Origin of the sequence: Natrinema sp. CGMCC1.2065, from assembly GCF_051225675.1 — an archaeon.
GTDB classification, from domain to species: Archaea; Halobacteriota; Halobacteria; order Halobacteriales; family Natrialbaceae; genus Natrinema; species Natrinema thermotolerans.
In genome coordinates this window covers 225,166-245,323 of the sequence record NZ_JBPJSJ010000001.1, presented here as the reverse complement: position 1 = coordinate 245,323, position 20,158 = coordinate 225,166, and the positions used below count along the sequence as shown (strand labels likewise).

At 65.5% G+C, this 20,158-nt stretch carries 19 protein-coding genes; 12 read left to right on the top strand and 7 right to left on the bottom strand.

Annotation, left to right across the window (positions count from 1 at the left end; genetic code table 11):
- The first annotated feature begins 148 nt into the window (after nucleotides 1-148).
- The 3 genes from ACSBP4_RS01250 (at nucleotide 149) to ACSBP4_RS01240 (ending at nucleotide 5,539) form a co-directional block, all read left to right on the top strand.
- Nucleotides 149-976 (top strand): ABC transporter permease, encoded by an 828-nt coding sequence (locus ACSBP4_RS01250; RefSeq protein ID WP_049965300.1) that lies wholly within the window; start codon nucleotides 149-151, stop codon nucleotides 974-976.
- 514 nt (nucleotides 977-1,490) lie between these two features.
- Entirely contained in the window at nucleotides 1,491-2,348 is an 858-nt protein-coding gene (locus ACSBP4_RS01245; RefSeq protein WP_435551138.1) for a hypothetical protein, read from the top strand.
- 755 nt (nucleotides 2,349-3,103) lie between these two features.
- Nucleotides 3,104-5,539, top strand: a complete 2,436-nt coding sequence (locus ACSBP4_RS01240) for a DEAD/DEAH box helicase (RefSeq protein WP_435551137.1) — start codon at nucleotides 3,104-3,106, stop codon at nucleotides 5,537-5,539.
- A gap of 1 nt (nucleotide 5,540) precedes the next feature.
- Here ACSBP4_RS01240 and ACSBP4_RS01235 read toward each other — a convergent pair whose 3' ends face one another.
- The 3 genes from ACSBP4_RS01235 to ACSBP4_RS01225 all read right to left on the bottom strand — a co-directional run bounded on the left by ACSBP4_RS01235 (nucleotide 5,541) and on the right by ACSBP4_RS01225 (nucleotide 7,883).
- On the bottom strand, nucleotides 5,541-6,398 hold the full coding sequence (locus ACSBP4_RS01235; protein WP_049965297.1) for a phosphatase PAP2 family protein: 858 nt from the start codon (nucleotides 6,396-6,398) through the stop codon (nucleotides 5,541-5,543).
- Nucleotides 6,399-6,644: 246 nt separating this feature from the next.
- On the bottom strand, nucleotides 6,645-7,364 hold the full coding sequence (locus ACSBP4_RS01230; protein ID WP_435551136.1) for an Sjogren's syndrome/scleroderma autoantigen 1 family protein: 720 nt from the start codon (nucleotides 7,362-7,364) through the stop codon (nucleotides 6,645-6,647).
- A gap of 60 nt (nucleotides 7,365-7,424) precedes the next feature.
- Nucleotides 7,425-7,883, bottom strand: a complete 459-nt coding sequence (locus tag ACSBP4_RS01225) for a TIGR00725 family protein (protein WP_435551135.1) — start codon at nucleotides 7,881-7,883, stop codon at nucleotides 7,425-7,427.
- A 168-nt stretch (nucleotides 7,884-8,051) separates the two neighbouring features.
- Here ACSBP4_RS01225 and mdh point away from each other — a divergent pair, with 168 nt between their 5' ends.
- Nucleotides 8,052-8,966, top strand: coding sequence for a malate dehydrogenase (gene mdh, locus ACSBP4_RS01220; protein ID WP_049965294.1), 915 nt, complete (start codon nucleotides 8,052-8,054; stop codon nucleotides 8,964-8,966).
- A gap of 112 nt (nucleotides 8,967-9,078) precedes the next feature.
- Here the strand turns inward: mdh and ACSBP4_RS01215 are convergent, their stop codons facing one another.
- Nucleotides 9,079-9,324: a ferredoxin gene (locus ACSBP4_RS01215; RefSeq protein ID WP_006648419.1), complete on the bottom strand. Its 246-nt coding sequence runs from the start codon at nucleotides 9,322-9,324 to the stop codon at nucleotides 9,079-9,081.
- 114 nt (nucleotides 9,325-9,438) lie between these two features.
- On the opposite strand from ACSBP4_RS01215, the gene ACSBP4_RS01210 reads away from it, so the two are divergent.
- Entirely contained in the window at nucleotides 9,439-10,236 is a 798-nt protein-coding gene (locus ACSBP4_RS01210) for a class I SAM-dependent methyltransferase (RefSeq protein ID WP_435551134.1), read from the top strand.
- A gap of 81 nt (nucleotides 10,237-10,317) precedes the next feature.
- Nucleotides 10,318-11,526 carry an inorganic phosphate transporter gene (locus ACSBP4_RS01205; RefSeq protein WP_435551133.1) on the top strand — a complete coding sequence of 403 codons (1,209 nt, stop codon included), beginning with the start codon at nucleotides 10,318-10,320 and terminating at the stop codon, nucleotides 11,524-11,526.
- Nucleotides 11,527-11,562: 36 nt separating this feature from the next.
- On the opposite strand, the gene ACSBP4_RS01200 is transcribed toward ACSBP4_RS01205, so the two are convergent.
- Nucleotides 11,563-12,021: a universal stress protein gene (locus tag ACSBP4_RS01200; protein WP_006648422.1), complete on the bottom strand. Its 459-nt coding sequence runs from the start codon at nucleotides 12,019-12,021 to the stop codon at nucleotides 11,563-11,565.
- A 320-nt stretch (nucleotides 12,022-12,341) separates the two neighbouring features.
- Here ACSBP4_RS01200 and ACSBP4_RS01195 point away from each other — a divergent pair, with 320 nt between their 5' ends.
- The 3 genes from ACSBP4_RS01195 (at nucleotide 12,342) to ACSBP4_RS01185 (ending at nucleotide 16,646) form a co-directional block, all read left to right on the top strand.
- The gene (locus ACSBP4_RS01195) at nucleotides 12,342-14,714 is read left to right on the top strand and encodes an ATP-dependent DNA helicase (RefSeq protein WP_435551132.1); all 2,373 of its coding nucleotides are present in this window, start codon (nucleotides 12,342-12,344) and stop codon (nucleotides 14,712-14,714) included.
- Nucleotides 14,714-15,214: a KEOPS complex subunit Cgi121 gene (cgi121, locus tag ACSBP4_RS01190; RefSeq protein WP_435551131.1), complete on the top strand. Its 501-nt coding sequence runs from the start codon at nucleotides 14,714-14,716 to the stop codon at nucleotides 15,212-15,214. Before ACSBP4_RS01195 ends, cgi121 begins: the two co-directional genes overlap by 1 nt.
- Nucleotides 15,215-15,275: 61 nt before the next feature.
- On the top strand, nucleotides 15,276-16,646 hold the full coding sequence (locus ACSBP4_RS01185) for an NADH:flavin oxidoreductase (protein ID WP_435551130.1): 1,371 nt from the start codon (nucleotides 15,276-15,278) through the stop codon (nucleotides 16,644-16,646).
- Between the two features lie 4 nt (nucleotides 16,647-16,650).
- Here the strand turns inward: ACSBP4_RS01185 and ACSBP4_RS01180 are convergent, their stop codons facing one another.
- Entirely contained in the window at nucleotides 16,651-17,349 is a 699-nt protein-coding gene (locus tag ACSBP4_RS01180) for a rhodanese-like domain-containing protein (RefSeq protein ID WP_049965287.1), read from the bottom strand.
- Nucleotides 17,350-17,577: 228 nt separating this feature from the next.
- Nucleotides 17,578-18,171, bottom strand: coding sequence for a homing endonuclease associated repeat-containing protein (locus tag ACSBP4_RS01175; protein WP_435551129.1), 594 nt, complete (start codon nucleotides 18,169-18,171; stop codon nucleotides 17,578-17,580).
- A gap of 116 nt (nucleotides 18,172-18,287) precedes the next feature.
- Here ACSBP4_RS01175 and ACSBP4_RS01170 point away from each other — a divergent pair, with 116 nt between their 5' ends.
- The 3 genes from ACSBP4_RS01170 to ACSBP4_RS01160 all read left to right on the top strand — a co-directional run bounded on the left by ACSBP4_RS01170 (nucleotide 18,288) and on the right by ACSBP4_RS01160 (nucleotide 20,142).
- The gene (locus ACSBP4_RS01170) at nucleotides 18,288-18,878 is read left to right on the top strand and encodes an IMP cyclohydrolase (RefSeq protein ID WP_435551127.1); all 591 of its coding nucleotides are present in this window, start codon (nucleotides 18,288-18,290) and stop codon (nucleotides 18,876-18,878) included.
- A gap of 79 nt (nucleotides 18,879-18,957) precedes the next feature.
- Nucleotides 18,958-19,344 carry a hypothetical protein gene (locus ACSBP4_RS01165; RefSeq protein WP_435551126.1) on the top strand — a complete coding sequence of 129 codons (387 nt, stop codon included), beginning with the start codon at nucleotides 18,958-18,960 and terminating at the stop codon, nucleotides 19,342-19,344.
- Between the two features lie 129 nt (nucleotides 19,345-19,473).
- Nucleotides 19,474-20,142: a metallophosphoesterase family protein gene (locus tag ACSBP4_RS01160; RefSeq protein WP_435551125.1), complete on the top strand. Its 669-nt coding sequence runs from the start codon at nucleotides 19,474-19,476 to the stop codon at nucleotides 20,140-20,142.
- The last annotated feature ends 16 nt before the right edge of the window (nucleotides 20,143-20,158 follow it).

Sequence of the window (20,158 nt, the reverse complement as noted above, 5' to 3'; positions counted from 1 at the left end):
CGGATTTCGTTCTGCTACTATGGTTAGAAATCAAACGTTTTAATGACAGCGGGGGTAAACGTTGGACTATGCCAGCGGCAGCGAGCGTGACGATGGCAAACCGAGACAGTGCCGACACCGTCGCGACCGAAACGGCCGCGGTGAGACCATGAGTACGCTCACCGTCGCGAAAAAGGAGTTCCGCGATGCCGTTCGGTCGAAGGAACTGTGGCTTCTCATGGGGCTTTTCGTCCTGTTCTTGCCGGTCGTGGCCCTCTACGACGTGACCGCGGACACCAACGTCGAGGGTGGCCTCCCGCCCGCGATCGTCTTTTCGGCCGTGTTCGTGATGACCGTCCTCATTCCCGTCACGGCGTTGCTCGTGAGCATCAAATCGATCGTTCGCGAACGGTCACACGGAACCATCAAGTTCCTGTTAGCCTGTCCGCACACGCGAACGGAGGTGTACGCCGGCAAACTACTGGGGCGGCTGGCCGTGTTCACGGCCGCGATCCTCGTCGGCTACCTCCCGGCGCTGGTCATCCTCGCCGTCGGGATTCCCGGCTTCGCAGTGGTCCAGTTTCTCGGCGTGTTGGTCGTCATGGTCTGCTTCGGATTCATCTTCCTCAACATCGGCCTCTGTGCGTCGGCGCTGACGAAATCGGAATCGCGGGCGTCCGTCGCCGGGTTCGCCATCTTCTTTCTCGTATATTCTTGGCAGGGGATCTTCTCCGCGATCAACGACGCGTTCGGACTCCTCGAGGGCCACGCGGCGACGTTCGTCGCTCGGTTTCAACTCGGGACCGTCAGCGAAGACATCGCCAACGCGGTCGCCTCGCTGTGGAACGACGACGTCACCAGCGCCTCGACGGCCGTCAGCGGCGGCGGCGAGGTTCCGTTTTACCTCCAACACTGGTTCGCGTTCGTCCTCCTCGCGGTGTGGATCGGCGGACCGATCGCGCTCGGCTGCTGGAACTTCAACCGAGCCGAACTGTAAGCGGTCGGTACCGCGTCCCGACCGGCCTCGAGGCTCTCGTCCTGCGACAGTGCGTCTCGGCCCCGTTCTTCCGTCACCGTGGCGTGCGGACCCGAACGCGAGCGCGCCGTCGTCCCGCGCGTTCACTTTCACCGCGGTACGGGAACCCTCTTCGGGGCGGCGGTGAACGACCGACAATGGCAGCGACGGACGAGGATACGGCGGTGCCGTCGATCGAGCCGCGGCGACAGCGTGTCGAATCTCGTATAAAATCGACGCCGATAACATCGGTGATCCTCGCAACGTCGGAATTGGAGTCAAACCGACGAATCGTTCGTCGATCCGGATAACCAGTTCACCGTATCTCGTGATCAAGCGTTGCGTTTCAGAATCTAAAGCTGCTCGAACGATAATTTTGTCAATTATCTCTCGGATACCACCACCATTGTGACTACTATTATTGTAGTATCTGATGGTTTAACCAGGGTGATAATGGGGAGGAAATTTATATTATTAGTCGATAATAATATGGTGGATGGAAGACAATAATAGTCGAGATGGACTCCATCGTCGTAACGTCCTCCGAACTACCAGTGCAACGATTGGCAGCGGCCTGATCCTCGGTGCGAGTGGAACTGCCAGTGCGAAGGAGAGCGGTTCTGACCGGAGCAACAGTGACGAGTTCAATTGCAGTGGAGAAAACATCAGCAGAAAGCGGGTCGAAACTGAAGATAATGCTACAGTGGTTATCGTCGAAGTATCTGGGAAGAAATACCTATTCAGAGAAGCCGAGAAATATAGGCATTCGAACGGCCCGTCCACGCAATCAACGTATGAAGCCACGAAGAGTGGCCATCCGCTGGAGTTCGGGGAGATCGATACGGCGGTCACCGCGAGCAACATCAGCACTACCGGCGGAATAGAAGCGCAAGGGCCTGACTTCACGCCGGAGAACTTCATCGAGGATTACGATGTCGATACCAAGAAAATCTCCGACTCCTGTGGAGACATTGCGTTCAATAACCACAGCGCGGTCGAATTCCACCTCCAAGGTGGAGGTGCGTTCAGCAGTATCGGAGTCTCAGGCCTTTCAGCCCTGGTCTGCTACGTGGCTGGTGCTGCCGGTTCCATCCCCACGGGTGGATGGAGCGGAGCGGCCGCTGCAGTCGGCTGTGGAGGGTTCGCTGCTGCGGTGGACCAACTTATCGACCTCGAAATGATTCCAAACAAGGCTTCAATGACAGTGTCGTACTGGGACAAAGACGAAGAGTATCCTTTCGGCGTGAACACCAGCCCAACGATAATGATGGGGGTCGCGGGCGGCTACTACAAGGATTGGGACGAGATGGGAGCTAGCAAGGAATTTGATTATAACGTTCACCTTCCAGTCTAAGGATTACATCATCAGAAGATTTTTTACCCTAAGTAGTGGAAACTAACCATGGATAGCAGGGATATAACTTATCGCGATAGGTGGCGCGATTCTGTCATTTTCGTATTATTAACGGTAGTGTCAGGCGTTGTCTGTTTTGTGCAGGGATTCTCTATAAGTTGGGTAGTCATTCTCGTCAGTATCGGGATGGGAGGAGTACTGAGTACTGCTCTTGGTGTCGTGAAGGGGCGTCCGCTGTTCGAGCTTCCGTTGGCGCTAGTGTGGGTGGCTGCACTAACAATTGCCTTTATGGAAGAGTCGCTACGACCCGGTGCCGTCGCCTTACACGCATCCGGGGCTATACTCACATTGTACGAGGTATATAAATAGCCAGAGAAATAGAAGTACTACTCAGTTCTCCTACCGAAATGGATAGCAGCCCGATGGACACATGATCGTTCTCGAACGATACAACGCACTAACGGGTGTGGTAGATCCTCGAGGCCTTCGTTTCGTTCAGTCGTCGATAAGTGTGTGTCGAAGAATCGATCGGCAGCTCGATAGAGGCGCTTCCGGAGCCACCAGTCGGTGGCACAGTATCGTTCTCGGTCCGAGCATGACCCTTGGGGTTCAGACAGTTCCAGCGGCAGGGACGATCATATCCTAGAACGTCGTGTACACACCCCTGAGGAAGCCAACCACAATGCAATACACGGGAGTTATACTTCCACCGTGCTTTCTCAACGCTTAACCGCAGCCGCGTCGAACCGCCGGCAATGGCAGCACAGGACGAGGAACCGCCCTCAATCGAGCACCCGCTCCTCGAGCCCGACTTCCTCGAGCGCAGACTCTACCAGTTGAAGCTCGCCGGCACGGCCGCGAACCATCACACGCTGGTCTGTCTCCCTACCGGCTTGGGGAAGACGACGGTGAGCCTGCTGGTGACCGCACGACGGCTCGAGGAGGTCGGCGGGAAGGCGCTGATGCTCGCCCCCACCAAGCCCCTCGTCCAGCAACACGCCGATTTCTACCGGGAGGCGCTACAGATCCCGGACGACGAAATCGTCGTCTTCACGGGCGACGTGAGTCCGGACGACCGCGCCGAGATGTGGGAGCAGGCGACGGTCGTGATGGCGACGCCGCAGGTGATCGAGAACGACCTCGTCGGGAGCCGGATCTCGCTCGCCGACGTGACCCACATCACCTTCGACGAGTGCCACCGCGCGACCGGCGACTACGCCTACAACTACATCGCCGAGCGCTACCACGCCGACGCGAAACGGCCGCTCGTGACGGGGATGAGCGCCTCGCCCGGCGGCGACGAGGAAGCAATCCTCGAGGTCTGTGAGAACCTCGGCCTCGACGAGGTCGAGGTGATGACCGAGGAGGACGCCGACGTCGACGAGTTCACCCACGAGACCGACGTCGAGTGGGAGCGGATCGACCTCCCCGAGGACGTCCTCGAGATCCGGGACGCGTTAAACGAGGTGATCAAGGAACGGCTCGAGAAGCTCAAGGAACTGGGCGTCGCGAGTTCGACCCAGCCCGACCAGTCCCAGAAGGATCTCAATCGGATGCGGGCCGAACTCCAGGAGCTGATCAACAACGACCAGTCGGAGGGGTTCGAGGGGATGTCGATCCACGCGGAGGTGATGAAGCTCCGGCAGGCCGTCACGCTGGTCGAGACCCAGAGCGTCGAGGCGGTCCGGCGGTACTTCGACCGCCAGCGCAACCAGGCCCGCTCGTCGGGGGCGTCGAAGGCCAGCCAGCGGATGGTCTCGGATCCCCGCGTCCGCGAGGCGATGCGGAAGGCCGAGAGCTTCGACGAGATCCACCCGAAATACAGCAAGGCGCGGATGTTACTCGCCGAAACGTTGGGCCTCGAGGGCGGCGAGCGCGTGATCGTCTTTACCGAATCGCGGGACACCGCCGAGGCGCTGACGGAGTTCCTCTCGGACAGTTTCGACGCCAAGCGGTTCGTCGGGCAGGGCGACCGCGAGGGCTCCGACGGGATGACCCAAAAGGAACAGCAGGCCGTCCTCGACGAGTTCCGCGCCGGCGAGTTCGAAGTGCTGGTCTCGACGTCGGTCGCCGAGGAGGGGTTGGACGTCCCCGAGGTCGATCTCGTCCTCTTCTACGAGCCCGTGCCGACGGCGATCCGGTCGATCCAGCGGAAGGGCCGAACCGGCCGCCAGTCGGAGGGGCGGGTCGTCGTCCTCATGGCCGAGGACACCCGCGACGAGGCCTACTTCTGGATCTCCCGGCGGCGCGAGAAGGAGATGGAGTCGGAACTGCGCGAGCTGAAGGGGATGGCCGACGAGCTGGCAGAGGAACTCGACGACTCCCAGCAGTCACTCGCCGACTTCGGCGACGGGAAGCGTACAGCGGAAGTGAACAACGACGATGGAGATCCCGACGCCGTCGGCGATTCTTCCAACGGAAGCGAGGGGGTCACGGACCGGCCCGGACTGCAGGACTTCGCCGCCGACGCCGCCGGCTCGAGCGATGATGACCCGGCCGACGACGAGGTCGAGACCCACGAACCCCACGCCGAGGGCGAGGCCGTCGGGATCGTCGCCGACCAGCGCGAGATGGACGCCAACATCGCGCGGGACCTCTCGCGACGCGAGGCGATCGAGGTCCAACTCGAGACGCTCGACGTTGGCGACTACGTCCTGTCCGATCGCGTCGTCGTCGAGCGCAAGTCGGTCGCGGACTTCGTCGACTCGCTGGTCGGGGGCGACCGCTCGGTCTTCGAGCAGGTCGGCGCGATGGCGCGCCATTACTCTCGGCCGATCGTGATCGTCGAGGGCGAGGGGCTGTACGAACAGCGCAACGTCGCCCCCAACGCCATCCGGGGGGCGCTCTCGAGTCTGGCGGTCGACTTCGGCGCGAGCGTCCTGCGGACCGGCGGCGAGGACGAGACGACGGAACTGCTCGACGTGATCGCCGGCCGCGAACAGAAAGTGTCGGACCGGGAGGTGTCAGTCCATGGCGAGAAACAGTCCAAAACGCTGTCCGAACAGCAGGAGTACGTCGTCGCCTCGATCGCCGAGATAGGCCCCGTGACGGCGCGCTCGCTGCTCGAGGAGTTCGGGACCGTCGAGGGCGTGATGATCGCGACCGAAGACGAGTTACAGGACGCCGACGGCGTCGGGCAGGTGACCGCCGAGCGAATTCGAGAGGTCGTCGGGAGCGACTACACGGGGTAGCTCAGTCGCTCGGGCCGGACGCGATCCCGTCCTCGCGCTCGTCGGACGCGGGAGTCGGGCCGGCGTCGCCCTCCGCCCGGTCGACGATCCGTTCGGCGGCGACGACGGCCCCGACGCCGAGGACGACGCCGGCGACGACATCGATCAGCCAGTGGATGCCCAGATACATCGTCGAGAAGACGACGCACGCGCCGACGAACGACGCGATCGGGAACCATCGCGGATATTCCCGTCGGGAGCGCCACGCGAGCAACACGACGACGACGGTCAGCGACGTATGCAGCGACGGGAAGACGTTCGTGTTCGCCGACACGGCCGCGGTCACCTCCTGTGTCTGGGGGTAAAAGGAGTACATCAGTCCGTCGACGGACGACAGGTGATTGCGCGGCCCGTAGACGATAAACAGCGTGTAGAAAAGCGCCCCGATCACGTAGTTCAGCAGATATGAGACGAGGAGTTCCTTGAAATACCGCTGGGACGACAGCAGGAAGTACAGGATCGGCGCGGTCACCAGCAGGTACGGGAACCCGAACATGTACATCGCCGAGAAGAACTCGAGCGTGGCCTCGGGCGTAATCGTCTGGAGCCACGCGACGAACTCCCCTTCGACGGCGTAGATCTCGGCGGTGAGGTCCCAGTCAAGCGCCTTCGAGATGCGGAGCGTGTGGCCGTGTGTCGCACGTTTTGCCACGAAGAACAGCGCCGTGACACCGAGATAGGGGACGATCTCGACGAATCGGCGATCGTAGTCGGCCATCGTCCGGCCGAGCATGGTTCGATCGAGACACGCCACGCAGGTCGCGACGAGTCCGATGCAGACGACGAGTACCGTAAGCAGTACGACGAATCCGAGTGCCATGGGTGGGGATTAGTAGGTGATCGTGGACCGATTGACGGGGGCGGGCGAGACGTCGGTCGCCCGGGGAGGGCGGTACTGACCGGACGGGACACACGCGCCGGTCGATCTATCCATCTGTTGGAAACTCACGATAGCATACATCTATATCAAATATATATCTATTGGTACGTCAATCACCTCGAGCCGGGGCGACGGCGGGAACCGTGGTGCCATGGCGAGAAAGACGACACCGGCGCGTCGAACCGGTTACCGCAGCGTCGACAGCGCTTCACCAGCCTCGCGAGCCGCCGCGAGACAGTCCCGCGCGTACCGCGGGTCGTCGGTGGCGGCCGCCTCCTCGGCGAACCGCTCGAGCGACCGAACGAGCGCGTCGCGGGCCGCATCGAGGTCGCCGTCGACCGACGACGGGCTCGCCGCGGGAGCGCGTCGCGACGGGTCGGAGTCGCTCGAGCGGTCGTCGGTCGGCGAACGCGAGGCGTCGCGGCCGGCGGCGTCGGCCGTCGATGGCTGGCGCTCGGGTTCGGTCGGAGTCGACCGCGTGCGGTCGGTGGCGCTCGGGGGAGTCGCGTCGTCGGTGGTCGGGGTTCGGTCATCATGTCGCTGGTCGGTCGGGGCCACACCGTCGCCCGTCGTGGATTCGGTCCCAGCAGCGCCCGGTGCGGCGGTGTCGGTCGACGCCGATTCGGCCCGTTCGTCGTCGCTTCCCTCGGAGGCAGCTCCCTCGGCCGGCTGGGCCTCGAGATCGGTCCCCTCGACGGCATCCGGGTTGCCGTGACAGCTGGGACAGAACGTGGTCCCGTTCTGCTGGAACAGCGGATCGCCACAGGTGCCACAGTGGGCGTTGGTCATCGTCGCACCCTTGAGCAGCAGGTCGCTCATCCGCTGGGTTGCCTCGCGCTCTTTCTTGTCCTGTTCGTACTTCTCGCGGAGTTTCTCGCGCTCGGCTTCCTTATCGAAGTCGCTCATATCCGTCTAGAAGTGACGGGGCGTCGAAAAAGCTGCGACAGCGATAGGTCGGAAAGGCGGTCAGGGATCGAGCGCCGCCTCGACGGCGTCGACGGCCGCCGCGGGGGTATCGACGGTCACGAGGTCGATCCCGGCGTCGGCGATGTCGTGGGTCTCGAGGCCGACGACGGGCCGATCGTAGATTCCGGCGAAGCCGATCTCCGAGAGGGTGCCGACGCCGCCGGCCAGCGCGATCACCGCATCGCCGTTCAGCGGGACGAGCGCGTTCCGGGCGTGGCCCAGCCCGGTCGCGATCGGGAGATCGACATCGTCGTTGGCGGCGTCACGACGCTCGCCGGGGAGGATGCCGATCGTGGTCCCACCCTCGGCTTTCGCGCCGCGACAGACCGCAGCCATCGTTCCGCCGCGGCCGCCACAGACGACCGTGTGGCCGCGCGCGGCGAGTTCACGTCCCACCCGTTCGGCGCGGGCCGCCTGTTCGTCCGTGATCGTCCCGCCGCCGATGACGCTGACGCGCATACGTGAGTGGCCGCGAGCGGCCACCATGATCGGTTCGGTCTCGAGCCGACTGCCGATCAACGGGCCGAGAATTCGGTACGACGATCGACGAAATACGTATCGGACAATCCGTTAGAAGTGGGAGGTTTCGACGGATTTAACGTGTGTGATGGGGAAGCATTACGCGGTATGACGAAAGTTAGCGTGGTCGGCGCGGCCGGAACCGTCGGGGCCGCTGCGGGCTACAACATCGCGCTTCGGGAGGTCGCGGACGAGATCGTCCTCGTGGACATTCCGGACAAGGAAGACGACACGGTCGGACAGGCCGCCGACACGAACCACGGCGTGGCCTACGACTCGAACACGACGATCCGACAGGGCGACTACGCGGACACCGCCGGCTCGGACGTCGTCGTCATCACGGCCGGCATTCCGCGCCAGCCGGGCCAGACCCGGATCGATCTGGCCGGCGACAACGCGCCGATCATGGAGGACATCGGCTCCTCGATCGCCGAACACAACGACGACTTCGTCACCGTCACCACGTCCAACCCGGTCGACCTGCTGAACCGGCACCTCTACGAGACGGGCGACCGCGCCCGCGAGAAAGTGATCGGCTTCGGCGGCCGGCTCGACTCCGCCCGCTTTCGCTACGTGATCTCCGAGCGCTTCGACGTCCCCGTCCAGAACGTCGACGCGACCATCCTCGGCGAACACGGCGACGCCCAGGTCCCCGTCTTCTCCAAAGTGCGGGTCGACGGGCGAGACGTCGCGTTCGACGAGGACGAGAAGGAGGAACTCTTAGAGGAACTCCAGACCTCGGCGATGAACGTCATCGAGAAGAAAGGCGCGACCGAGTGGGGGCCGGCCACCGGCGTCGGCCACATGGTCGAGGCCATCCTCCGGGACACGGGCGAAGTGCTGCCCGCGAGCGTCAGGCTCGAGGGCGAGTACGGCCACGAGGACGCCGCTTTCGGCGTCCCCGTCAAGCTGGGCTCGGACGGCGTCGAGGAGATCGTCGAGTGGGACCTGACCGAGTACGAGCGCAACCAGCTCGGCGAGGCCGCCGAGAAGCTCTCGGAACAGTACGACAAGATCAGCTAACGCGGTCCTCGCTTGCGGTCCGTTTTTTGCATAGTTTCGTCCTCGCCGTCAGCAGTGTGTCTCGACGGACCGAACGTGCTGACCGTCGACGGACGGACCCCGTGCCTGCTCGCTACGGGATCACCTGCTCGCCGTCGTCGTCGTAAATCGTGATCGCGTCGACCGGACAGGAGCGGGCGGCGAACTTCGCGTCCAGTTCCGCGTCGTCGGGTACCTCGCGGACGAAGACACCCTCCTCGACTTCCTCGCTGTCCGCGAGGATCGCCTTCCCCTTCGATTTGTCCTCCTCGAAAGCGTCCCATTCGGCGACACACTGGAACATCCCGATACAGACGTCCTCGTCGAATTCGACCTTCATGCGATGGCGTTGGATCGATCGGCGTAAATCGGTAGCGGTCCCTGCCCATGAGTCGTGATACCATAGACCACATATAAGTATGATTTTATTACTCGGCGGGTCGTCACTCCGAGCATGACTGCGGACCGATCCGGGCCGTCCGAATCGACGGCCGCGGCCGACCCGCTCGGACTGGCGATGCTCGCACACCACCGCGACGAGCCGGGACGACTCGTCTACCGCGACGGGACGGACGTACGGGATGGCAACGTCGCCGAGTTCTACTTCTCGAGCCCCGACTCGTGGGCACCGGCGACGATCGACGGCCTCGAGCGACTCGCCGAGCGCGAACCGGTCATCGACGTGGGCTGTGGCGCGGGCAAACACCTCCTGTGGTGGGACGAGCGCGGCGTCGAGGCCGTCGGCGTCGACGTGAGTCCGAGCGCCGCGCGAACGGCCCGTGAACGCGGTTTCGAGGGCGTTCTGGCTGGCGACATGTTCGACCTGCCAGTCGCGACCGGCGCAGTAGGCGCGGTCCACGCCGTCGGGACGCAGGTCGGCCTCGGGCGGTCGCTGGCCGGAATCCGCGACCTGCTCCGCGAGTTCGCCCGCGTGACCGACGACGCGGGCGTGGCCGTCGTGGACAACTACGACCCGGCGCGACTGGACGACGACTTCCTCGGCTACCGGACGGATCCCCGCGAGGGCATCGCCCATCGCTGTTTCCACCTCGAGTTCGTTCGCGAGGCAAACGGCGAGCAGCGACGCGAGGTCGGACCCACCCTGCAGTTCCTGCTGTGTTCGCCCGGACGGCTTCGCGAGGCGACGGTCGGAACGCCGTGGACGACGGCCCGCGTCTCTCGGACTGACGAGGATGGTCATTACAGCCTCGAGTTGCGAAAGGAGGGGACCGCAGCGGGATCGACGAAATAACGACGAGCCCCGGGCATCTCGTTCGACTGCCGAGCAACGCTTTTCCACCCCGTCGTAGAACGGGAAGGTACGAGAGACTGAATGGTTGCATTCTCCTTCGCGGTTCTCGTCGCCGCGGCCGTCGTCACCTGTCTGTTCATGGCGTGGGTGCTGGGGGCCAACAGCAACTCGCCGCCCTTTGCCCCGGCGATCGGCGCGAACGCCATCTCGACGATGCAGGCGGCGTTCGTCATCGGCCTACTTGCGGCCGCGGGGGCGCTCATGCAGGGCGGCAGTATCTCCGAGACCGTCGGCGCGGACCTGATCGACGGCGTGACGATCACGCCACTTGCGGCCACCGCGGGCCTGCTGACCGCGGCGGGCTTTATGGCGATCGGCATCTACACGCGGTATCCGATCCCCGCGGCGTTCGCGACCACGGGCGCGATGATCGGCGTCGGCCTCTCGCTCGGTGGCGATCCCGCGATAGCGACCTACCGCCGCCTCGGGATCTTCTGGGCACTGGTGCCGGTCATGTCCGGCGGACTGGCGTACGCGACAGCGACGATCCTGCGACGCGACGACGTTCCCGAAACGGTCGGGGTCCCCCTGCTGGCCGGTATCGTCGGCGCGATCGTCGCCAACGTCCGGCTCGGGGTGATCCCCGATCCGACCGCCGCGCAGGGAACGCTGGCCGGCTTCGTTTCCCGGCAGTTCGGCGGCGGTCCCACGCTTGCCGCCGGGATCGACCTCGGCACCGCCCTCGTGACGCTCGGAGCCGGTCTCCTCGCGTTCTTCCTGGTCCGCGAGCGCGTCCGCGTCTCCGTCGAGGACGGCATCCGCTCGTTCCTGCTCGTGCTGGGCGGCATCGTCGCCTTTTCCTCGGGCGGCTCGCAGGTCGGGCTCGCGACCGGGCCGCTCGAGAACCTCTTCCGCGTCGAACTCGGGCTGCCGGGGATTCTCCTGCTGGCGATCGGTGCGACGGGCATCCTCGCCGGCGCGTGGATGGGCGCACCGCGACTGTTGCAGGCGACTTCTCGGGAGTACGCCCAGCTGGGCGTGCGACGGTCGATCGCCGCGCTGGTACCCGGCTTTATCATCGCCCAGCTCGCCATCGCGCTTGGCATCCCGATCTCGTTGAACAACATCGTCCTCTCGGGGGTCATCGGCGGCGGGCTGGCCGGCGGCTCGGCCGGCGTCTCCCGACGGAAGATCGCCGTCACGATCACCTTCTGGCTGATCACGCTCTCGAGTTCCGTCGTCGTCAGCTACGGGCTGTACCGGCTGTTCGCGGCGATAATCGGCGGATGATGAGTATCCGCGCGGCTCGAGAGCGACCCCGGGCCGTCATTCCAGCACCGTCACCGGCTCCGCGGTGCGTTCGACGACCGTGGCGGCGATCCCGCGACCCAGGAACCGCCTGAAAAAGCCCGTTGAGCCGGTCTCCGAGCCGTACAGCACGACGTGGTCGATCCCCTCGTCGGACGCATAGCGCGGGACGACGGTCCCCGGTCGGCCCTCGGCCGTCTCGATCCGAACCCGCTCCGGCCGGGCGTTGGTGACCGACTCGAGCAACTCGGTCGCGCTCTCCCGGGCGGCCGCCGTTCGCTCGTCGTCGCGCTCGAGGACGCCGCCCTCGCTGAGGGGGGCATCGAGCGGGGTGACAACGGCGAGTAGCGTGATCTCGGCGTCGGAAAACGTCTCGAGGGCGTAGGCAAGCGCCTCGTCCTCGCGGGGGCGACCGAGCGTAGGGACGAGGACGTGATCGGGGTCGGACATGCGTTGCGCTTCGGGAGCCAGTCGCATCGGTCTATCGCCGTCGACCGATCGCTCTCTAGGGAGGTATTAGAACGGTGGGTTCCGATGGTATCGAGAAAACGAAGTGCCCTGCTATCGTGGCAACAGTGAGTGGCCACGCCCTCCCCAACCGATTCGTTCAGTCGTTTCACTCCCTCACTCATCCCTCGCACGACATCATCGACTGCCCTCGCTGACGCTCAGGCAGTCGACAGCGCGCGCCACCGCAGACCGTTCGGCCGATGGCGGGCGAGACGTGACGGGGCAGTCGAGCGTCCAGCGTAGCGCGAGACGACAGTTTAAACCACGGGACGCGCCAAGGACGCGTAATGAATATCGAGGAGCTGTCGGGGCTCCCGGCCGGTGCCGTCGACCACTTCCGGCGCGAGGGCATCGAGGAACTCTACCCGCCCCAGGCCGAGGCCGTCGAGGCCGGGGCGACCGACGGGGAGAACCTCGTGGCCGCCGTCCCGACCGCCAGCGGGAAGACGATGATCGCCGCGCTCTCGATGCTGTCGGCGATCGAACGCGGCGGGAAAGCGCTCTATATCGTCCCCCTGCGGGCGCTCGCCAGCGAGAAGAAAGAGGAATTCGAGGCCTACGAGGAGTTCGGCGTCACGGTCGGGGTCACGACGGGCAACTACGAGAGTACCAGCGACTGGCTCGCGACGAAGGACATCGTCGTCGCCACCAGCGAGAAGGTCGACTCGCTCGTGCGCAACGGCGCGGACTGGCTCTCGGAGCTGACCTGTGTCGTCAGCGACGAGGTCCACCTGATCGACGACCGCAATCGGGGACCGACCCTCGAGGTGACCCTCGCGAAACTCCGGAAGCTCAACCCGGGGATGCAACAGGTCGCGCTGTCGGCGACGGTCGGCAACGCCGACGAGATCGCCGACTGGCTCGACGCGGCCCTGATCGACACCGACTGGCGGCCGATCGACCTGCGGATGGGCGTCCACTACGGCAACGCCCTGAACTTCGACGACGGCTCGACCCGGGAGGTGCCGGTCCAGGGCAGCGAAAAGCAGGAGGCCGCGCTCGTCCGCGACATCGTCCGGGAGGGCGGCTCGTCGCTGGTGTTCGTCAACTCCCGCCGGAACGCCGAGGCCGCCGCGGGCCGGCTGGGCGGGGTCGTGAAACCGGAGCTGACCGCCGACGAGCGGGCCGAACTCGCCGATCTGGCCGACGATATCCGCGACGACAGCGACACCGAGACGAGCAAGGACTTGGCCGACTGCGTCGAACGGGGCGCGGCCTTCCACCACGCCGGCCTCTCAAGTACCCAGCGCTCGATCGTCGAGGCGGCTTTCCGCGACCGGCTCCTGAAGGTGATCTCGGCGACGCCAACGCTCGCCGCGGGGGTCAACACGCCCGCCCGCCGCGTGATCGTCCGCGACTGGCGGCGGTTCGACCCCAGTGCGGGCGGGATGTCCCCGCTCGACGTCCTCGAAGTCCACCAGATGATGGGGCGAGCGGGGCGTCCCGGGCTCGACCCCTACGGCGAGGCCGTGTTACTCGCCAAGAGCCACGACGAGAGCGAGGAGCTGTTCGACCGCTATATCTGGGCCGATCCCGAGCCCGTCCGGTCGAAACTGGCGGCCGAGCCCGCGCTGCGGACCCACGTCCTCGCGACCATCGCCTCGGGCTTCGCCCGCACCCGCGAGGGCCTGCTCGAGTTCCTCGAGGCCACCCTCTATGCCAGCCAGTCGAGCGAAGCCGGCCGGCTCGAGACGGTGACCGACACCGTCTTGGAGTACCTCGAGTCGAACGACTTCATCGAGCGCGAGGCGCGTAGCGCCTCGGAATCCTCGAGCGATTCACCGCGAGAGCGCGACGACGACGGCGCGTTCACCACCGCGGCCGCCCTCGAGGGCGGCGGCCGCGACGAGAAACTCGAGGCGACCAGCCTCGGCCACACCGTCTCGCGGCTCTATCTGGATCCGATGAGCGCCGCCGAGATCGTCCACGGACTCGAGGACGCCGACGAGCGTCCGACGGCGCTCGGGCTCTACCAACTCGTCTCGCGGACGCCGGACATGTACGAACTCTACCTCCGGTCGGGCGAGGACGAGCAGTACGGCGAACTGTTCTACGAGCGCGAGGCCGAACTGCTGGGTGCCGCCCCCAGCGAGTTCGAGGAGGAACGCTTCGAGGACTGGCTGGCCGCGCTCAAGACGGGCAAGCTGCTCGAGGACTGGGCCGACGAGACCGACGAAGAGCGGATCACGGACCGGTACCAGGTCGGCCCCGGCGACCTCCGCGGGAAGGTCGACACCGCCGAGTGGCTGCTGGGCGCGGCCGAATCGCTGGCCGCCGAGATCGACAGCGAGTGGACCGTCGCGGTCCGGGAGGCCCGCGCCCGCGTCGAACACGGGGTCGGTGAGGACCTGCTCGAACTCGTCTCGGTGGGCGGCGTGGGCCGCAAGCGCGCCCGGCGGCTCCACGACGCGGGGATCGAGGAGCCCGCCGACCTCCGGACCGCGGACAAGGGCGTCGTCCTGAGCGTCCTCAAGGGGGAGAAGACGGCCGAGACCGTCCTCGAGAACGCCGGCCGCGAGGACCCCTCGATGGACGGCGTCGAGCCGAGCGCGAGCGACGCCGCTGACGGGACGGCCGGAAGCGATGGAACGGACGACGGCACCGTGGAAGCGACAGAGGCGGAGCCAGACGACAGTCAAGCGAGCCTGGGTGATTTCTGATGGAGCTACTCGAGTGTACCCTTGTGATCGACGATCTGGACGAATTCGTTGCCGCGCTCGGCGAACTCGGCGACCGCCACGGTGTGACGGTCCAGGCCTTCGATTCGCGGTACGTGGCCGATCGACGACACCTCGAGCGCGCCGTCGAACTGGCCGATCGAGCCATCGACCGCGACGAGAACGTCGCTCGGGACCGCGCCGTCGAGATCCTGCTGTACGCCGCGGGCCGCCGGCAGATCGATCGGGCCCTCGAGATGGGCGTCGACGAGGGCGAGACGCAGGCGGTGGTACTCGTCGACGGCGACGGGGACGAACGCGCCGCGCTCGAGGCGGTCGAGGACCTGACCGCGTTTCACGGACGGACCGAGACGCTCGAGTCGCGGGACGACGAAACGCTGTGTGACTTCTTCGGGGTTCCCGACGCCGAGCGGGCGGCGACCGATGCGGGGCTGGCGGCGCTGGTCCGCGAGCGGGTGGCGCTGCTCGAGGTCGAGAAGTAGGCCGGCGTCGACAGTCCCGAATCGACACTACGCTCTTGTGTCGGCACGAGATACATCCGCCATGGCCACCCTCGAGGATCCCGTCGAGATCGGCGGTCTCACGATCCCGAACCGGCTCTACCGCGCGCCGCTGCTCGAGTGTGCGGGCAACGGCCCCGACGCAGTCGACGCGCTGATCGCGGACTTAGAGCCTGCGGCGGCATCGGGGGTCGGGCTCGTCTGTCAGGGCGCGACGATCGTCCGCGGCGAGGGCGGCTGTGCCGCGCCGGGGATGACCCGCGTCCACGACCCCGAGTTCGTCTCGCGACTGTCGCGGCTGACCGACCGGATCCACGACCACGGGAGCCGGATCGCCATCCAGCTCGAACACGGCGGCCTCCGGAGCATGGAGACCTGGCACGCCGAATACCACGACGAGCATCCCGATCTCGAGCAACTCGCCGTCTCGGAGCCGCCGTGGCAGTTACGCGTCCTCGATCGGCTGGGCTTTCTCGCGTACGACCCGCACGTCCTCACGACCGAAGAAGTGTACGAACTCGTGGCGGATTTCGGCCGGGCGGCGGCCCGTGCCGTCGACGCCGGCTACGACGCCGTCCACCTCGCCGGCGCGAACATGGGGATCGTCCAACAGTTCTGCTCGCCCTTCTACAACCGCCGGGACGACGAGTTCGGCGGCTCGCCCGAAGCGCGACTCGAGTTCCTCGCGGTCGTCCACGACGAGATCCGCGAGCGGGCCGGCGACGTGCCGCTGCTGACGAAGGTGCCGGCCGAAACGCCCGCCCCGCCCGCGCCGATCGTCCGTCGCAAACTCTCGCTTCGGGACGGCGTCGAGATCGCGCGTCGACTCGAGCGGATCGGCTACGACGCGGTCGTGCCGGTACAGACGTCCGTCGTCTGGGACATGAGCATCGTCCGCGGAGAGTACCCCGAGCGGGCGTGGGACAACGAGGGGCTGCAGGCGGAGTACGACGCGGCGTTCGGCGGCCCGGCCCGAAAGCGACTCGTCGCGCTGGCGAACCGGCTCCAATCGCTGCAGTACGACTTCGAACCCGCGTGGAACGAGACGTTCTGTCGCCGGGTTCGCGAGCAGGTGTCGATCCCGGTGCTGGCGGAGGGAGGGATTCGCGAGCGAGCGCAGATGGATCGGTTGCTGGGCGACTCGAGCGGGGATCGGGGCGGTGCGAGCAACGCCGACCCGGCCTGTGACATGGCCGGCATGGCTCGACCGTTCTACGCCGAGCCGCGACTTGGCGCACGGCTGCTCGAGGGTGGCACTGACGGCACGGCAAGCGAACGGACACGCGCCCTCTGTGAGAGCTGCAACAACTGTACGGTGCCGCAAGTGACCGGGGCACCGGGGATCTGCCGGACGCCCACAGTGGTGCGAAAACGGGGCGAACTCGAGCGAAACGGTACCTACGACCGGTCGTAGCGCCTTACAGCGTCACGGTGTCGCTGGTCAACTCCGCGAGCGTCCCCTCGGTCCAGGTGTCGTCGACGCCGACTCTGAACCGCGAGTCGGTCGGGCCCGCATAGTGAAGCTGCAGGGTGTACGAACCGTCGTCGGCGATCGGTGCCGCTTCCTTCCGGTCCGCATCGACCTGCTCGAGTGCGACCATCTCGTCGGCGTACTCGGTATCGGTCGTCCCGCTGATCTCGTAGCGCTGGAAGTCTGCCTGAACGTTCGACCCCTCGACCGGATATCCCTGCATTTCCCAGCCGCCCAGTCCCTCGTCGATCGCGTACGTGTGTTCGTAGCCCGCATCGATCAGCGACGCGGCGCGCTGAGAGGACAGGTGATGGGGACACCGACAATAGGTAACGATCCGCGTGTCCGTCGACCATTCCTCGACCGGGTCGTTCTCGGTTCCGTCCGGAGCCGGCGAGAACACGGCACCCGCGATGCGGAGTTCTTCGTACTGATCGCGGCCCCGTGCGTCCGCGAACCGTGCCTTATCGTTGTCGTACCACTCGTAAACGTCCGTGACCGGCGCGAGCGGGACCTCGGTTCCGTCGGTCGTCGTCGTCTCGTAGTCGAACTCGTTGGCCGGCGTTCCATTGTCGTCGCCGAGACAGCCGGCGACCGCCCCGAGCGATACCGTCCCCCCGAGAGCGAGGAATCTCCGTCGGTTCATAGGTTCGTCTAGCGACGAGAGGGAGATATGGTTTCTGGTGACTCTCACGTCACCACCGACCCCTTCGTTTCAACTGGAGACCGACAGACGAGGCTGGAAGATTGCTCGAGTCGAAACGGGAGAGAAGTAGTCCCCACAGGATTCGAACCTGTGTCGAAGCCCCCAGAAGGCTTCAGGATTGGCCACTACCCCAGGGGACTGCGCTGCGACAGATGGTTGGATTCGACCCTATTTATGACTGTCGGGTTGGAGTTCAACTGAACCGCAGTCCGGCGGATCCGCGTGTTCGAGACGATGGCAATTCGCACAGAGAACGATGCAACGCTCGATCTCTGCGCGGATACTCGCCTTCGAATGTCCGTTAACGACCATCGTAGCGATGCTGTGGTTTTTCTCGTCGGGGTGATGGAAATCCAAGCAGGGTGGGCGTTCCTCCCCACAGTGGGCACACTCGCAGTAGCGGTTCTTGTACGCGTAGAGCCATCTCCGGATCGCCGCTCGACGGCGATCCTTCCGTTCGATCCGTTCCTCACGGTTCTTGTAATACCAGCGCTGTTGGCCAGTGAGTTCCTCCCAGTCAGCGTCATCTGGAATATCGACCCACTCTGGTTTCGGCTGAACGGGCTGTCCGCCCGTCACAGATGGGTCAAACGTTTCCAAGCCTGCCTGCTCTTTCGCCGCGTTCCAACCACCTAGCGTTTCCATAATCGTCGCGGAAGCCGGCGTCAGTCTCAGCTCCTCGTACTGCGCCTTCGTCGGCGACTCACCCAGTCGCTCGGCGGCCTCCCGCAGCGCCTCGAGGCACTCCGCCTCGGAAACCATATCGCCGTTGGCCGCGGCATCCCATATAAACCCTCGTCGGCGCTCCGATCCGAAGCCCGGCGAGAGAGCGGGCGCGAACCGACATTCCTTTTCCCCAGTCGCGCGCACCCCCGAGTATGTACGTCGGACGATTCGTCGTCGTCGGTCCCGAGGTCGGCGCCTATCGCGTCTCCTCGCGATCGTTCCCGAACCGCAAGCTCACCGCTCGAGACGAGGCCCTGACCGTCGGCCCCACCGCGGACGCCCCGGAGACGGACAACCCCTACGTCTCCTACAACTGCCTGCGGGTCGTCGAGACGCCGACCGGCGAGACGGCCGCCTTCGGCAACGGCTCGCACGTCGATCCGATCGCGGAGAAACTCGAGTTGGGGTATCCCGCCCGCGACGCCCTCGCCGAGAGCCTGCTGGCGCTTGACTACGAGAAAGACGACTACGACACGCCCCGGATCGCAGCGACGATCGGCGGCGACGGCGAGGCCCTGATCGGGACCGTTCGCAAGGACGCCCTGCTGATCGAGACCGTCGACGAGCCAACGCTGGTCGCGACCTACGAGAAGAACGTGCCTGAGGCGTTCGACTTCGAGGCAGACAGCGCGTCCGAGGCCGCGAGCGAGGCCTACGACCTCGAGTTCGAACACGCGGTCTGTGCGGCCGGCGTCGCCCGGACCGAGGACGGGTTCGAGACGGCGATCGAGAACGGCAAGTGACGCCGCTGGCGGACGGAATTGATCGGCGGACGTGAGAATCGTCGGTGCCTTTTTATCAACACCCATATGATCGATATTTATGGCGACCGACCGGGATAGCCGACGGTTTGAGTCCGCAGGGCTCGTCTTCGAGTTCCTCTTCGCGCTCTTCGTGGGGACCGTCGTCTACGTCGAATGGTGGGACGGGGCGGTCCCGCCGCTTCCGGACACAGTGGTGCTGCTGATAGCCGTCGGGAGCGGACTCGCGCTGGGCGGTATGGCCGCCGTCTTCGACGACCGACGGACGGTCCGTACCGGTGCATGGCGGCGGGGACTCCGCGTGGCCGTCGCCGTCGTCGGGGGCGGATTCGTTCTGGGTACAATCGTCGTCCCGGACGGGTTGCCAGTTGCGGTCGAACTCGGCGTCCTTGCGGTGGTCTGGGGGAGCGTCGCCGGGAAGTTCCTGCTCCGGATCGGGCCGGACTGACAGCAGCAGCGTCACCACAGTTGTCGTGTCTGTTGGCCGTTCCTGAGCCGCGGTCCCCGCTCGAGGATGCTCGACGGATGACGGACGGTCGGCCAACCTACAAATCCCTCGCGGGGCTATCACTCGCACATGAAGGTCGGACTCGTCTCTGACGTCCACGGCAACCGGGTCGCGCTCGAGACCGTCCTCGCGGACATGCCCGCGGTCGACGTACTGTGCTGTGCGGGCGACGTGGTCGGCTACAACCCCTGGCCCGGCGACTGCGTCGACGAACTGTGTGCGCGGGACGTGCCGACGGTGATGGGTAATCACGACGCTGCCGTCGCCGGGGATACCCCGTTCCGGTTCAACGGCATGGCCAAGGCCGGCGTCGACCACGCGAAGGCGACACTATCCGACGACCAGCTCGAGTGGCTGGCCGACCTGCCGGCGGAACGGCTGGCGTGCGACGGCCGGGTGAAGTTGGTTCACGGCCACCCGGACGATCCCGACCGCTACACGCGCTACACCTACCCGGAGGAGTTCACCGAACGGATGCTCGGCGACGAGGACGTGCTGGTACTCGGCCACACCCACGTCCAGGGCGTCGAGCGGTTCGGGGAGGGGATCGTCGTCAACCCGGGCAGCGTCGGCCAGCCCCGCGACGGGGACCCGCGAGCGGGCTACGCGGTAGTCGATCTCGACGCGCTGACCGTCGAGACCCACCGCGTCGAGTACGATATCGACGCGGTCCAGGCGGCCGTCGAGGAGGCCGAACTGCCGAGTCGCATCGGCACCCGGCTGGCCCGCGGGAAATAGGACTCGAGCGACGCGG

Coding starts and splice junctions, on each gene's coding strand:
- ACSBP4_RS01165 (WP_435551126.1), top strand. CDS start 18,958: ATGGCGACCGACCGGGATAGCCGACGGTTTGAGTCCGCAGGGCTCGTC.
- ACSBP4_RS01230 (WP_435551136.1), bottom strand. CDS start 7,364: ATGAGCGACTTCGATAAGGAAGCCGAGCGCGAGAAACTCCGCGAGAAG.
- ACSBP4_RS01180 (WP_049965287.1), bottom strand. CDS start 17,349: ATGAACCGACGGAGATTCCTCGCTCTCGGGGGGACGGTATCGCTCGGG.
- ACSBP4_RS01160 (WP_435551125.1), top strand. CDS start 19,474: ATGAAGGTCGGACTCGTCTCTGACGTCCACGGCAACCGGGTCGCGCTC.
- ACSBP4_RS01215 (WP_006648419.1), bottom strand. CDS start 9,324: ATGAAGGTCGAATTCGACGAGGACGTCTGTATCGGGATGTTCCAGTGT.
- ACSBP4_RS01205 (WP_435551133.1), top strand. CDS start 10,318: ATGGTTGCATTCTCCTTCGCGGTTCTCGTCGCCGCGGCCGTCGTCACC.
- ACSBP4_RS01235 (WP_049965297.1), bottom strand. CDS start 6,398: ATGGCACTCGGATTCGTCGTACTGCTTACGGTACTCGTCGTCTGCATC.
- ACSBP4_RS01175 (WP_435551129.1), bottom strand. CDS start 18,171: ATGGTTTCCGAGGCGGAGTGCCTCGAGGCGCTGCGGGAGGCCGCCGAG.
- ACSBP4_RS01225 (WP_435551135.1), bottom strand. CDS start 7,883: ATGCGCGTCAGCGTCATCGGCGGCGGGACGATCACGGACGAACAGGCG.
- ACSBP4_RS01185 (WP_435551130.1), top strand. CDS start 15,276: ATGGCCACCCTCGAGGATCCCGTCGAGATCGGCGGTCTCACGATCCCG.
- ACSBP4_RS01195 (WP_435551132.1), top strand. CDS start 12,342: ATGAATATCGAGGAGCTGTCGGGGCTCCCGGCCGGTGCCGTCGACCAC.
- ACSBP4_RS01240 (WP_435551137.1), top strand. CDS start 3,104: ATGGCAGCACAGGACGAGGAACCGCCCTCAATCGAGCACCCGCTCCTC.
- ACSBP4_RS01200 (WP_006648422.1), bottom strand. CDS start 12,021: ATGCGACTGGCTCCCGAAGCGCAACGCATGTCCGACCCCGATCACGTC.
- ACSBP4_RS01170 (WP_435551127.1), top strand. CDS start 18,288: ATGTACGTCGGACGATTCGTCGTCGTCGGTCCCGAGGTCGGCGCCTAT.
- ACSBP4_RS01245 (WP_435551138.1), top strand. CDS start 1,491: ATGGAAGACAATAATAGTCGAGATGGACTCCATCGTCGTAACGTCCTC.
- ACSBP4_RS01210 (WP_435551134.1), top strand. CDS start 9,439: ATGACTGCGGACCGATCCGGGCCGTCCGAATCGACGGCCGCGGCCGAC.
- mdh (WP_049965294.1), top strand. CDS start 8,052: ATGACGAAAGTTAGCGTGGTCGGCGCGGCCGGAACCGTCGGGGCCGCT.
- ACSBP4_RS01250 (WP_049965300.1), top strand. CDS start 149: ATGAGTACGCTCACCGTCGCGAAAAAGGAGTTCCGCGATGCCGTTCGG.
- cgi121 (WP_435551131.1), top strand. CDS start 14,714: ATGGAGCTACTCGAGTGTACCCTTGTGATCGACGATCTGGACGAATTC.